Here is a 12,851-nt window from a genome sequence, read left to right as displayed (position 1 = left end):
AAAATTGAAATGTAGAATGAAGGTGGATGTAAAAATTGAATTTATATGATTTTTTAATTAAAAGCGAGAATTATAAATTTTTAATAGAAACATACAATATAGATATTATATTTCTGGTTTTCATTCTAGTAAGTAGTATCTTATATGTTATTTCCTTAATCTCCAATATTACTCAGCAACATTTTCCAGAAAAAAATCATAGAAAAACGTCAAAAAGTATTATTTACTCTATATTTGTAACTATTATTTTAAATCTACTATTGGCATACTCATACTATACTATTCTTATAAGCTTACCTTTAAACAATACAAGGAAAGAAGATTTAGAAAATATATTTTTATTGTTGTTACTTTTCATTTTCCTTATAACTTCTTTCATTGCTTCAATTATATATTTAACATACAGCAGTCTTCTGAATCATGATTTAATTAAAATAAAAGATAACGAAAAAAAGATAGCATCTCAGAGAAAAAATATAGAGAATCAATATTTCAACACATTGTCCGAACTACATAATAATAAAATTAATGGGACTGAAGAACGATACTGCTATAAAAAGGAATTCTTGAAATATAACTTTAAAAAAGATATAAAAGTCTTAAAAAAAGAAAATATAAGCCATTTACGTATAACAAATGTTTTTCGCATATTATTAATTATTGTGCTATTAATTCTATTGTTCATTAATGCCATTATAATTAATGAAATACCAGAGATACTCATTTACAATAGTCCTGAAACACTACTAACAATAGCCTTTTTCTTAATTATTCAAATTTCAATTTTAAAAGTGATGAAAATATTTGATTAAAAATTGTGTTACTTGAGAATTAATCCTAATCTAGTAAATTTTTATTATTAATATGTTCATGACAGGTGAAGGTCTATCAGGTGCCATCGTCATGCAGGTACCTGACCAGTTCATGTTAGGAATGCCTGAAGAAATACTAAACACAGCACTTGCATCACCAATTGAACCTATCAGACTGTTACTATCAAGCTCAATAATATAGTAACAACCATTTACAAAACCCGGGCCTCTCCTCCAGAGGTCCGAGTTTCCTACTGGTCTATCCACTTGTATAATCCCATCCTGTAGCCCCACATTTTTTTGAATTCCTCAAACCAGTACATGCTGGAGTTTTCCCTTTCCTTCCAGTTCTCGCCCTGAAGATTCGGAGCTGCGATATATTTGAATTCCAGATTGTCATGATTCACCTTATCGAAGATGAATTCCGCCCTTTTGACATGGTAGTCGCTCGTAACCACCAGGGCCGACTCCATATCTTTCTCTTCCATGAATTCCGTCGTCTGTACTGCATTCGTATAGGTGCTTGTGGAGTCTTTCTCCATAATCATCGCATCCCGCGGTATGCCGTAATGCTCGGCAATCGTTTTCGTTTCAGACGCCGTCCGATTACCCCCGACCGGCGTAATCAATACCTGGTCTGCGTATCCTTCCTTGTACAGCTCGGCCGCTTTCTTCACCCTGCCCTGATCACCGCCGCCAAGCAGGACGATCAAATCACTCTCTACAGGATCATCCGCATCCACCGGAAGAATGCTGTCTATGAGAATCGTAACGATAAACACCAACAGCAAACCACTCATTATTAATAAAAATCGCTTACTCATCATTTCCTCCGCCTAGATATTCCAGTGTTTCCGCCAGATTATCTCTATTAGACTTTTTCACCCTTAATCATCGATGCTTTTCCATATATCCGTTCTTATCAGAGCAATTATGATAACAGAAAAACACACTCAATTGAAACTAAAATCCACTTGCCAGAGAATTTTTCAACAAAAAGAGCGCCTTCTATTCAAATAGAAGACGCTTGATCAGATGACAACATTCAAATTTGCAGTGCCGCCAGGTCCTTAGAGTAATGGTGCAAGCAGCCGCGAAACGGATTCCTTCACCTTTTTGTAGAAGGAGCGGTTGTTGTACATCTCTTCGGTAAACTGTGTGGAAGCGGCCATATCTTTTCGGAAAATATCTTTCATTTCTTCTGCGAATTTTTCGTGGTAGATGAAAGTGTTCAATTCAAAGTTCAGCTCGGCGCTCCGCATGTCGACGTTCGCGGTGCCGACGGAAGAGACTTTGCCATCCACCACTATTGTTTTGGCATGGAGGAACCCTTCATCGTATATATAGGTTTTTGCCCCGGCCTGCATCATTTCACCGACGAAGGAGAATGTCACCGGATAGACGAACGGGTGGTCCGGCTTGTTGGGTATCATGATACGGACATCCACCCCGCTCAAGGCTGCGACGTGCAGGGAAGCCAGGAAACCCTCCGTTGGAACGAAATAAGGGGTCTGGATGTATATATAGTCCTCCGCCTGCTGGATGATTTTGATGAAGCCGTTCAGGATCTCCCCGCCCCGTGCGTCCGGACCGCTGGAGACGAGCTGCAGCGGCATATCGCCATCTGAAGCGGGTTCCGGGAAATAATGGTCTTCAAAGCCGATACCGCCCTTCCGGCTGGCCTTGTTCCAGTCCGAGATGAAACGCTCCTGAAGCAGATGGACACCACTGCCCTCCATCCGGAGGTGCGTGTCCCGCCAGTAGCCAAGTTCCTTATTGCGTCCCAGGTATTCATCCCCGACGTTATACCCGCCCATGTAGCCGACCTTGCCGTCGATCACTGCCAGTTTACGGTGATTTCTGAAATTGAGGCGCAGCTTCAGAAGCCCAGACAGCAGAGGAGAGAACGCCTGTGTTTCTCCTCCATGTTCATGAAGTTCAGAAAAGAATGTCCTGCTGATTTTACGGGAACCAAAGCCATCGTATAGAAAACGGACTTTGACGCCCGCCTTCGCCTTTTCCGTAAGCAAGTCCCGGAGCCGGCTGCCGATCCGGTCCTCCCGCATGATGTAGTACTGCAGGTGGATATGTTCCCTGGCTGCCTCTATATCCTTAAAAAGTGCTTCAAACTTTTCGTGTCCGTCCGTATACATCTGAATCTTATTGTCCCTTGAAAGCGGGGAATCATCGTTATTGAGCAGCATGCCGACCAAAGAACTGTACTCCCCGGGCAGTGAATCCGGACGGAACAGATGCTGCTCTTTAAACGCTGTTTTCTGGTCTTCCAGTATCTCTCTGCTTGCCGGAAAATCATTGCCGGACCATTCTTTTTCCCCGGCGGACCTGCCAAGCAGCAGATAGTGGAAGAAACCGATGATCGGCAGGAAGAACAGGACCATCAGCCATGCCCAGATGGCTGTTGCGCCTTTCTTCTCAAAAATGACAATGAAAGCCGCCAATATAATATTCACAATCAAAGCGACATTACTCACCGTATTGAACCATTGCCAATCCAGAGAAAACATGTACCCACCTGCTTCACAGTTTTTATATGATGTCTTCTGATCATTCCTGTCCCTGCAAAAAAGCAGAGTATGACCGGTTTCATCATTATTACATTGTTTCCTCCCCAGGCCATTTTAAAACTTCGCCTTTCCGGATGGGAATCGCTCTGTGCAATAATATTTAAATATCACCCGTCTCCAAATTCCGTTTATCCGGCAATCATAGGGGGAATAAACTACCAATATCAGCGATGTTATCATTCGAGTAATATAACCAATGAAACCAAAACATCTAATTATAATAATCATTAACATGGAGGCGAAGATAATGGGAAAGATTGAATCATTTTCACAAGAGGGCCAGCTGTTGAACAGAATCGAACATTATAAACAAAAAGGGCTGGAGGAAGACCGATTGACCGTCATTTCCAGCGATGGTCTGGGGGACACTTTGATTGATTATCCGAATGTCACCCATAAGACGGCCGAAGGGGATGCCTGGGATAAAATTGCCGCCTGGATTGCCGGGGAAGACCCCGAGAACCAGGTGATGGATAGATTGCACCTGGATGACGAGGAAAAAGAGGTATACCGGAAGTCACTGGAAAATGGAAAGATGCTTCTTTTCATCGATTACAGCAATCAGGAACTGTACTCGAATAAAAAAATCAACACCCGGGATGATGGCACTCACAATGGAAACACCATCAGACCCACGAATAAAGTCACAGCAAGTGATGAAGATAATATCACGCTTCGTGAGGAGCGCCTTGTAGTAGACAAGGATAATGTGAATTTGGGTGAAGTCGTCGTCAACAAGTACACGGATTCAGAGGTCGAGGAATTCGATGTCCCTGTGGAACGGGATAATGTGACGGTCGACAGACGTCCGGTTGAAGGAGAGCCATTGTTCGAAACATACAACAATGATGACTCGGATGATGAAATGGGCGTCATCCGCATCCCGATTACAAAAGAACGGATTAAGATCATAAAAGAACAGGTCGTCACCGAAGAAATCATCATCAGAAAAGAGAAAATCAAAGATACGAAGCACATCTCCGAAGTGGTCAGCCATGAAGATGTGGAAGTCACAGAAGTGAAAAATGATGCGGATGATTTAGATAACAGAAAAGATCAATACTAAATAACAAGACCCGGCCTTAATGGAAAAGGCTGGGTCTTGTGGTTTATGGATTTTTAAGCATAAAGCGGAAATTCTTCCCCAGGCGCACAGATTTTGCATTAGTATCTGATAATGCAGTCCGTCGGGCACTCTCCTTGATTAAACAGAAACCGGGAAAATGTCTTGGATGGAAAATGACACATGAAGCGTTTCAGGAAGAAATGTTTCACTTAGAAGGAGCATGGGTTCTATTTTTATATCCTAATCCATAAGTTATACTTCTTTTAGATTCTTAGTTGATATACTAAGATTAAATTGAATACCCTAAAGTACTTCTTTGAGATGATTATTCGCTTTTACGATGTATTTAGGCATGAATAATTCTTTCTTGCGATCATTCCAGCTTTGCACCTCGAGAATCAGCTCTTCATCGGTTTTGGGTTCATGATTTTTCTGAATCCAATGCACAGTAGCTAATAATTCCATGCCATATGGGTTTTCAAATCCGTCTATGATGCTTTCCACTTTTTTAAGACGTTCATGATTCCGTTCCTTTTGAGTCAAATAGTCGTATGCATTTAGACCAGCGGCATTGATGAGATGAATGTCTGAATCTCTATTGCGGTCACCATACCCCCGGATGTAATGTCCTTCGAGCCTCTGTAATACAAAATTGAGTTTTTCAGCATACGGTCCATATTTATTCTTTTCAAAATTAAGATTGAGTGGCTCTCCGGCCTCTTGCAGGAAATAAGCAATCTTTTGGATTTCCAATAAAGAGAGACGATAGCCCGGCTTCATATAATCATACAGTGAAGCCAGAAGAAGCGCTCTTGTTTCTGTCATTCTTGGCTTAGTCGTACTGATTATCATTTTGTCAGGTTCAGGACTTCCTGCAGGAGGATAAACATGAACTCTAATTGAACTTTCTCCGAACGTTTCTTCTATCATACTTCTTACGTCTTTCCACTCGAGCCCTCCGTTGCCACATCCTAATGGCGGAACTGCAATCGATTGGATACCCAAATCTTCAACAACCTGCTTAAGGTCTTTTAATCCTTCTGTAATATAGGACATTTTTGATTTTTCTTTCCAATGACGTTTGGTAGGAAAATTTATAATATACTTGGGACCAACCAGAGCATTTGTTGATACAACATGCATCCTGCCAGTTACTACCTCATCATTCCTGCAGGCTCTTTGATATTCTCTGAACATATCAGGGTATGCTTGTTTGAACTGCAGAGCAATTCCTTTGCCCATGACACCGACTGTATTGACAGTATTAATAAGTGCTTCTGAAGGATCTTCCAGTAAATTGCCCGTTTTATATTCAATCATACTTCTCACCTCCTAATAGTAGAATTTTGGCCTTATCACAACATGTAAATCACTTTGTTTTTCTCTCAATATATTCTCTACTTTTTCTTTCATATTTTGATTATAGACACCAATACCATGGAATAAATCCAATTCTACTTGCTTATGGACTAAAAATTCTGCCTGTCTTCTTTGTTTCTCATCATATAAGTTAAATATAACAGGTCTTACAAATGATAAAGAAGCTTGTTACCATGATGGAAATCACCAAAGTTAATGTAATGATCATCAATAGGACCTGATATGCTCCATCCGTCCTGTAATCACTCCCCATCGATTACTCGAAATGTTCTTTAATATATGCTGCTTCTTCCTCTTCTGTCATCAGGCCGGTTGCTTTTCCAACGGTGCCGTCGCGGGCGTTCCAGATGACATTATGTACAGTGACTGCATTCGAAAAATCGCCCGACTGCCAGGCTTCCAGCGTTTCAATATAGAAGTCTTTGTACTCGTATGTGGATTCCCTGGCAATTTGGAGTTTTTCCTCAATCCGTTCATCCGTAATCTGCCTGTGTCCCCATTTCTCTGCTGCGCGGACTTTCTGATGCGTCATATGATGGAGATGCTCTGAAAATTCCTGTTCACTCATCAGACCGTCCGCCGGCAGATCGGAGACTTCAAACATCTGCTGCCCTTCCGCCAGCTGGTGAATTTCCGAATCATTCGGTCCTGAAAGTTCCAGCGGTTCCTTCGCCTGTTCCTCCGGTTCTTCCGCAACGGGAAATATGAAGAATGCGACCCCGGCCATCCCTAATGTTATAACCAGAACGGCGGCGGCTATCATGAAAACTTTCTTCATTCCTGGATGCCCCCTTTCAATTGTATGGTTTTACATAATTTTACTTACATCCACTCTAACACTACAAAATCCTAATTTAAATACGCCATTGGAAACTCCAACATCGGCCCTCTTTTCCAATAAATAAAAACCAGCCGAAACAGCCAATCACTTCAGGTAACTGTGCTGATTCGGCCGGCTGATATTCAATCCTCTATGCGCTGCTTTGTCTTCGGATCCATTCGTATTACTGTCTTTCTTTGACCCAGTTGATGATGCCGCCGGCCAGCAGAATGTCAATATGCCGCTGTGTCAGGTCAATTTTCACCGGGATATTCTCGCCGGAGTCCTTCAATCTGATGTCGAAGGTTTTCTTATTCTTGATGGTTTCGTGGATATCCCTGAATTCGATGACATCCTCCTGGTTAATCTTTTCGTGATCACTTTCATTGACGAATGTGATCGGCAGTATGCCGAAGTTGATCAGATTCTGCAGGTGGATCCGCGCGAAATCTCTGACCAGTGCCACTTTCAGCCCCAGATAACGGGGCGCGAGTGCCGCATGTTCACGGCTCGACCCCTGGCCGTAGTTATTTCCGGCGACGATCATATGACCGCCCTGCTCCATCTTTATGAGCGCTTCGTTGTGATAGTTCTCATCGACACCTTCAAATGCGAATGTGCTGATCTTCTGGATGTTACTGCGGTAAGGCAGGACTCTTGAACCGCCGGCCAGTATTTCATCCGTTGAGATGTTGTCCCCCATCTTGAGCAGCACCGGCAGGTCGAAGTTGTCTTCAATCGCATCGAAATCGGGAATCGTAGAGATATTCGGCCCTTTTTTCAATTCTATTTCGCTGCCGTCTTCCGGCGGGGTTTCCAGCATTTCCTGTGTATTTATGGATGCCGGTTCCTGAATTTCAGGATAAGGCATTTCCAATGTCCTCGGGTCGGTGATGACACCGGTCAATGCCGAAGCGGCTGCGGTTTCAGGACTGACGAGGAAGACCCTGTCCTCTTTCGTGCCGGAACGGCCCGGGAAGTTCCTCGGTGTCGTCCGCAGGCTGTTCTGTCCCGTGGCCGGCGCCTGCCCCATTCCGATACAGCCGTTACAGCCCGCCTGATGCATCCGCCCGCTGGCGGATAATAGATTGGCGATATGGCCGTTTTCCACCAGCTGCTGCAGCAATTGTTTGGACGTCGGATTGATGTCGAATGAAATGCCGTTGGCAATCTGTTTGCCTTTGACGATTTCACTGGCGATCGCGAAGTCGCGGTAGCCGGGATTGGCGGAAGAACCGACATAGGATTGGTAAATGTCTTCACCGGCCACTTCAGTGACAGGCACCACATTATCCGGACTGGTCGGTTTCGCAATCAGCGGCACCAGTTCCGACAGGTTGATTTCGTCATGCTCATCATACTCTGCACCCGGGTCCGCCTTCAGTTCAATCCATTCATCTCCGCGGCCCTGCTGTTCCATAAAGCGCTTTACTTCTTCATCTGACGGGAACACGGATGCGGTCGCACCGAGTTCAGCCCCCATATTGGCAATCACGTGACGGTCCATTGCGGACAGATCATCCAGACCCGGGCCGTAATATTCAATGATTTTTCCTACACCGCCCTTTACACCATGGCGGCGCAGCAGTTCCAAAATGACATCTTTGGCGCTGACCCAGTCCGGCAGTTCTCCTGTGATTTTCACGCCCATGACACGGGGCATTTCCACATGATACGCCTCCCCGGCCATGGCCATCGTCACATCAATGCCGCCGGCGCCCATTGCCAGCATGCCCATACAGCCGTTTGCACATGTATGGCTGTCAGCACCGAGCAGCGTCTTACCGGGAATCGCCAGCTCCTGCATATGTACAGGATGGCTGACCCCATTGCCGGGTCTGCTGTAATAGACGCCGAATTTCTGAGCGGCACTTCTTAGGAATATGTGGTCATCCGGGTTGCGGTGATCATCCTGGATCAAATTGTGATCGACATACTGTGCGGAAACTTCCGTCTTCACTCTGTCTATGCCCATCGCTTCCAGTTCCAGCATCACCATCGTCCCCGTCGCATCCTGCGTCAATGTCTGATCGATACGTAAGCCGATCTCTTCCCCAGGCGTCATTTCTCCTGAAATCAAATGATCCTGGATCAATTTTTGAGCAACGTTCAGTTCCATTTTTCTCCCTCCATATAATAATGTATTCCTGTACTGAGAATACTCTGTATAGTTACTATTGCACTAAATTGGTCACGCTAAACTGAATATTCAATCTTTAGTGCCATTGCCTGCTTAATAAGTTCAGAAATATCTACTCTGCTAGTAAGCGTTTCAGCATCAACCGTTTCCAGCGCCACTTTGATTTGGTATACTCCCGTGATATAATGACTGAATAAACTAAATAAATACATGGGGGAGCCATACTGATGGCTGAGAAGGACACGTCCTGACCCTTTGACCTGATCTGGATAATACCAGCGTAGGGAATGTGTGGAAGATATGCCATATGCAAGACGGCCATATCCATCACCACTCTTTGACGCCTCCGGATAAGGAAGGTGTTTTTTTATGCCTGTTTTCATCTCTGGCAGGAAACACCGTCATATTTTGAGAGGAGTTTTTCATTGTGAAGAAAATTCCATTTCCCATCGTCCTCGCGCTGCTGCTTGCGGCTTGTGCGGGTGAGGATGCGGGAGAATCGGCAGATACGGAAGAACTGACGGACGTGACATTTGTGCTGGACTGGACACCGAATACGAACCATACGGGCATCTATGCCGCTCAGGCTGAAGGATATTATGAAGAGCACGGACTGGATGTCGAAATCGTACTGCCGGGTGAAGCGGGCGCGGAACAGACGGTTGCGGCCGGCAATGGGGATTTCGGCATCAGTGCACAGGAGAATGTGACGCAGGCACGGCTGCAGGATGTGCCGATTGTCTCACTCGCTGCAATCATCCAGGATAATACATCCTATCTGGCATCGCCTGAAGAATACGGCCTCGAGACGCCGTCCGATCTCGAGGGGCACACATACGGCGGCTATGGCTCGCCGATTGAGGAGGAGACGATCGCCTCCATCATGCAGGCGGACGATGCCGACATTGACGAAGTGGATATCCTCAATATCGGGGATACGGATTTTTTCAGTGCGGTGCAGCGGGATGTCGACTTTGCGTGGATCTATTACGGCTGGACGGGCGTTGAAGCGGAACTGCGGGGCATGCCGCTGAATATAATTGACTTTACGGATTATTCGGAGGCGCTTAACTTCTACACCCCTGTACTGATCACCAACGAAGACCTGATTGAAAACGATCCGGAACTGGTCGAAGCCTTTACCCGGGCGACAGCGGAAGGCTATCAGCTGGCGATGGACAATCCGGAACAGGCGGCACAGCACCTGATTGATGCCGAACCCGATCTCGATGAGGAACTTGTCATGGCGAGCCAGGACTGGCTGGCGGATGTTTACCAGAGCGATGCCCCCTACTGGGGATACCAGGACCGCGAAGTCTGGCAAAATTATATGGCTTGGATGTATGAGAACGGTCTGATCGAATCTGAGTTGGATGTCGACCAGGCCTTTACGAATGAATTCCTGCCGGGCGCAGACTGAATGGAGGATTAAGTAATGAAACGATTTATATCGTGGCACACAGGCGCACCGCTCCTGACCATTTTCACCATACTCGTCTTCTGGCAGATCGTGGTCACCCTTTTTGAAATCCCGGCCTGGATGCTGCCGGGACCCGCGCAGATCATTCAGGAAGGATTTGAAATCTATCCGCGGATCATCGACCACAGCACCTCGACGATTCTGATTGCGCTGGGCGGATTCGCCATCGGTGTGTCGTTCGGACTTTTGCTGGCGGTTCTGCTCCACCTTGTGCCTAAGGCGCGGGAAAGTATCTATCCGCTCATGGTGCTCTCGCAGAATGTGCCGATCATCGCGCTCGCGCCGCTCCTGGTATTGTGGTTCGGCTTCGGCGCGCTGCCGAAAATACTGATCATCACGCTCGTCTGCTTTTTCCCGATTGCAGTCTCTCTGATCGACGGGTTCCGGCAGACCAACCCGGCCCTGCTCAACTATATGCAGATGATCGGAGCGAGCCGCCGGCAGATCTTCTTCAAACTGGAATGGCCGAGTGCCCTGCCCTATTTTTTTTCAGGGCTGAAAATCTCAGCCACATACAGTGTGATGGGTGCGGTCATCGCGGAATGGCTGGGTGCCCAGCAGGGGCTCGGCGTCTTCATGACGGTGGCATCTTCCGCCTTCCGGACGGATCAGGTGTTTGTTTCGATTTTTGCCATCATGCTGATCAGCCTGGTGCTGTTCGGTTTTATTCTGCTGCTTGAAAAATGGCTGATTCCGTGGGATACGGACAAGAAAGGAAGTGGAACGGATGAGTGATAAATTACAGATCGATCAGCTGTCACACACCTTCAAAGGAGAGTCCGACATCGAGGTGCTCGATAATCTGTCGCTGAGGATCGCAGATGGCGAATTCGTCACACTGCTCGGTCCGTCAGGGAGTGGGAAGAGCACCATCTTCAACCTGGTCGGCGGACTGATTGATGCCGACAGCGGCGATATCTTTATTGACGGAAAGCGTGCCAACGGTACACTGGGGAACATCAGCTATCTGCCGCAGCAGGATTCACTGCTGCCATGGCGGACGATTGAAGACAATGTGGTGTTGGTACAGGAAATAACCGGCACCGTCGACCGGGAGGCCGCCCGCCGACTGCTCGAACGGGCAGGACTCGGCGGATATGAATCCGCCTATCCCGACACGTTATCCGGCGGCATGCGGCAGCGGGTCGCTTTCATCCGTTCACTCCTCAGCCCCCAGAACCTGATGCTGCTCGATGAACCGTTCGGTGCGCTCGATGAGCTGACCCGCCTCGATATGCAGGACTGGCTCCTTAAAATGTGGGAGGCCGACCGGCGTTCCGTGCTGTTCATCACCCACAGCATAGAGGAGGCACTCTACATGTCCGACAGGATATTGATCCTGTCGAATAAGCCGGCACGCATCATCAAGGAAATCGAAGTACCATACGACCGGCCGCGCAATCATGATATTACGCTGGATGAGGAATTCACCAGGCTCAGGCGGGAAATCTATCTGTTGTTGAGGGAGGGAAATCAGGATGATTGATGCACAAATGACAAAGGTCATCAGGGCACAGGCCCAAACGATGGAACAAGAGGGCAGGCTCTCTGACGAAGTATTGGAGTACATCTATGACAAAGGGCTGTTCAAATTATTTGTGCCGGTAGAACTCGGCGGCAATATGCAGCCGCTGCCGGAAGCACTGAAGATATTTGAAGAAGCGGCATGGGTGGACGGCAGCTTCGGCTGGCTCGTGCAGATCGGTTCAGGGGCGGGCTTCTTCGCCACAACGATGGCACCAGATCAGGTCAGGACATTCTTCACCGCCCGCGACTTCTACATTGCCGGGAGTGACCGCCCGACAGGCACCGCCCAAAAGACGGACGACGGCTATATCGTAAACGGCACATGGCCCTTCGCGAGCGCCGCTGCCCATGCCAGCCTGTTCACTGCAACGTGCAGGATAGAATCCGGTGATGCGGATGACGGCACACAATATGCCTTCGCCTTCACACCCGATCAGGTGGCAGTCGAAGCGGACTGGAAGGCATTCGGCATGAAAGCCACCAGCAGCCATACCATCCATGTGACGAACGCTTTCGTCCCGGCCGAACGCCGTTTTGATGTGACCGATTCCCACTTCCACTTCGATCATCCCGTCTATCACTATCCGTTTCTGCCATTCGCTGCAGCGAACATCGCATCCACCACCATCGGGATTGCGAAACACTTCTTTGAAGCTGCACGTGCGCATATCGAAACAAAAAAAGCCTCCTGGACGAAAGAAGGCTCGAAACGCTATGATCATGTGAATGAAATTCTGGATGGGAATGAAGCGGATTTCCTGAATGCACGCGAGGAATTCTACCGGGAAATCGAGAAGTCCTGGGATACACATTTGAAAGGCGCGCCCTTTGATAATGAAGACATGGAAGCCATCTCCAAACAGAGCAAAATCGTGGCTGACGTAGCAGTTCGTGGTGCCCAGCACCTTTACCGGTACCTCGGTATGGATGTTGTCATGGAGGATAATCTACTGAACCGCATCTACCGGGATCTGCACACAGCATCACAGCACGGGTTACTCGTGGATACGGAAGATGAACTGGAAGACCTTTTATAAAGGA

At 46.9% G+C, this 12,851-nt stretch carries 12 protein-coding genes and 1 riboswitch; of the genes, 6 read left to right on the top strand and 6 right to left on the bottom strand.

Going from position 1 to position 12,851, the window contains the following annotated elements; genetic code table 11:
• Positions 1-35 precede the first annotated feature (35 nt).
• A complete protein-coding gene (locus ACKRAT_RS04015) occupies positions 36-812 on the top strand; it encodes a hypothetical protein (RefSeq protein ID WP_411843813.1) in 777 nt (258 codons plus the stop codon).
• Positions 813-1,063: 251 nt separating this feature from the next.
• On the opposite strand, the gene ACKRAT_RS04010 is transcribed toward ACKRAT_RS04015, so the two are convergent.
• Positions 1,064-1,639 carry a YdcF family protein gene (locus ACKRAT_RS04010; RefSeq protein WP_411843812.1) on the bottom strand — a complete coding sequence of 192 codons (576 nt, stop codon included), beginning with the start codon at positions 1,637-1,639 and terminating at the stop codon, positions 1,064-1,066.
• A gap of 243 nt (positions 1,640-1,882) precedes the next feature.
• Positions 1,883-3,337: a cardiolipin synthase gene (cls, locus tag ACKRAT_RS04005; protein WP_411843811.1), complete on the bottom strand. Its 1,455-nt coding sequence runs from the start codon at positions 3,335-3,337 to the stop codon at positions 1,883-1,885.
• Positions 3,338-3,644: 307 nt separating this feature from the next.
• Here cls and ACKRAT_RS04000 point away from each other — a divergent pair, with 307 nt between their 5' ends.
• Positions 3,645-4,463, top strand: a complete 819-nt coding sequence (locus ACKRAT_RS04000; protein WP_411843810.1) for a YsnF/AvaK domain-containing protein — start codon at positions 3,645-3,647, stop codon at positions 4,461-4,463.
• 303 nt (positions 4,464-4,766) lie between these two features.
• Here the strand turns inward: ACKRAT_RS04000 and ACKRAT_RS03995 are convergent, their stop codons facing one another.
• The 4 genes from ACKRAT_RS03995 to ACKRAT_RS03980 all read right to left on the bottom strand — a co-directional run bounded on the left by ACKRAT_RS03995 (position 4,767) and on the right by ACKRAT_RS03980 (position 8,782).
• Positions 4,767-5,783: a macro domain-containing protein gene (locus ACKRAT_RS03995; protein ID WP_411843809.1), complete on the bottom strand. Its 1,017-nt coding sequence runs from the start codon at positions 5,781-5,783 to the stop codon at positions 4,767-4,769.
• Between the two features lie 12 nt (positions 5,784-5,795).
• A complete protein-coding gene (locus ACKRAT_RS03990; RefSeq protein ID WP_411844409.1) occupies positions 5,796-5,981 on the bottom strand; it encodes a DarT ssDNA thymidine ADP-ribosyltransferase family protein in 186 nt (61 codons plus the stop codon).
• A gap of 118 nt (positions 5,982-6,099) precedes the next feature.
• Positions 6,100-6,621 carry a DUF6241 domain-containing protein gene (locus ACKRAT_RS03985; protein ID WP_411843808.1) on the bottom strand — a complete coding sequence of 174 codons (522 nt, stop codon included), beginning with the start codon at positions 6,619-6,621 and terminating at the stop codon, positions 6,100-6,102.
• A gap of 226 nt (positions 6,622-6,847) precedes the next feature.
• Positions 6,848-8,782 (bottom strand): aconitate hydratase, encoded by a 1,935-nt coding sequence (locus tag ACKRAT_RS03980; RefSeq protein ID WP_411843807.1) that lies wholly within the window; start codon positions 8,780-8,782, stop codon positions 6,848-6,850.
• Between the two features lie 223 nt (positions 8,783-9,005).
• Positions 9,006-9,107, top strand: a riboswitch (TPP riboswitch).
• A 123-nt stretch (positions 9,108-9,230) separates the two neighbouring features.
• Here ACKRAT_RS03980 and ACKRAT_RS03975 point away from each other — a divergent pair.
• Genes ACKRAT_RS03975 through ACKRAT_RS03960 form a run of 4 tightly spaced genes read left to right on the top strand, consistent with a single transcriptional unit; the run spans position 9,231 to position 12,847 of the window.
• Positions 9,231-10,223 (top strand): ABC transporter substrate-binding protein, encoded by a 993-nt coding sequence (locus ACKRAT_RS03975; RefSeq protein WP_411843806.1) that lies wholly within the window; start codon positions 9,231-9,233, stop codon positions 10,221-10,223.
• Positions 10,224-10,238: 15 nt separating this feature from the next.
• A complete protein-coding gene (locus ACKRAT_RS03970; RefSeq protein WP_411843805.1) occupies positions 10,239-11,018 on the top strand; it encodes an ABC transporter permease in 780 nt (259 codons plus the stop codon).
• Positions 11,011-11,769 carry an ABC transporter ATP-binding protein gene (locus tag ACKRAT_RS03965; RefSeq protein ID WP_411843804.1) on the top strand — a complete coding sequence of 253 codons (759 nt, stop codon included), beginning with the start codon at positions 11,011-11,013 and terminating at the stop codon, positions 11,767-11,769. The genes ACKRAT_RS03970 and ACKRAT_RS03965 overlap by 8 nt, the downstream gene beginning before the upstream one ends.
• Positions 11,762-12,847 (top strand): acyl-CoA dehydrogenase family protein, encoded by a 1,086-nt coding sequence (locus ACKRAT_RS03960; RefSeq protein WP_411843803.1) that lies wholly within the window; start codon positions 11,762-11,764, stop codon positions 12,845-12,847. The genes ACKRAT_RS03965 and ACKRAT_RS03960 overlap by 8 nt, the downstream gene beginning before the upstream one ends.
• The last annotated feature ends 4 nt before the right edge of the window (positions 12,848-12,851 follow it).

It is taken from the genome of Salinicoccus sp. HZC-1 (genome assembly GCF_046736035.1).
Lineage (GTDB): Bacteria > Bacillota > Bacilli > Staphylococcales > Salinicoccaceae > Salinicoccus.
Note: the sequence above shows the minus strand (reverse complement) of the source record. Positions and strands in the feature narration are given on the sequence as shown.

What these genes read in the sequence shown, in the direction of transcription:
- ACKRAT_RS04010 (WP_411843812.1), bottom strand. Translation starts at nt 1,639, where the DNA reads ATGATGAGTAAGCGATTTTTATTAATAATGAGTGGTTTGCTGTTGGTG.
- cls (WP_411843811.1), bottom strand. Translation starts at nt 3,337, where the DNA reads ATGTTTTCTCTGGATTGGCAATGGTTCAATACGGTGAGTAATGTCGCT.
- ACKRAT_RS04000 (WP_411843810.1), top strand. Translation starts at nt 3,645, where the DNA reads ATGGGAAAGATTGAATCATTTTCACAAGAGGGCCAGCTGTTGAACAGA.
- ACKRAT_RS03995 (WP_411843809.1), bottom strand. Translation starts at nt 5,783, where the DNA reads ATGATTGAATATAAAACGGGCAATTTACTGGAAGATCCTTCAGAAGCA.
- ACKRAT_RS03985 (WP_411843808.1), bottom strand. Translation starts at nt 6,621, where the DNA reads ATGAAGAAAGTTTTCATGATAGCCGCCGCCGTTCTGGTTATAACATTA.
- ACKRAT_RS03980 (WP_411843807.1), bottom strand. Translation starts at nt 8,782, where the DNA reads ATGGAACTGAACGTTGCTCAAAAATTGATCCAGGATCATTTGATTTCA.
- ACKRAT_RS03970 (WP_411843805.1), top strand. Translation starts at nt 10,239, where the DNA reads ATGAAACGATTTATATCGTGGCACACAGGCGCACCGCTCCTGACCATT.
- ACKRAT_RS03965 (WP_411843804.1), top strand. Translation starts at nt 11,011, where the DNA reads ATGAGTGATAAATTACAGATCGATCAGCTGTCACACACCTTCAAAGGA.
- ACKRAT_RS03960 (WP_411843803.1), top strand. Translation starts at nt 11,762, where the DNA reads ATGATTGATGCACAAATGACAAAGGTCATCAGGGCACAGGCCCAAACG.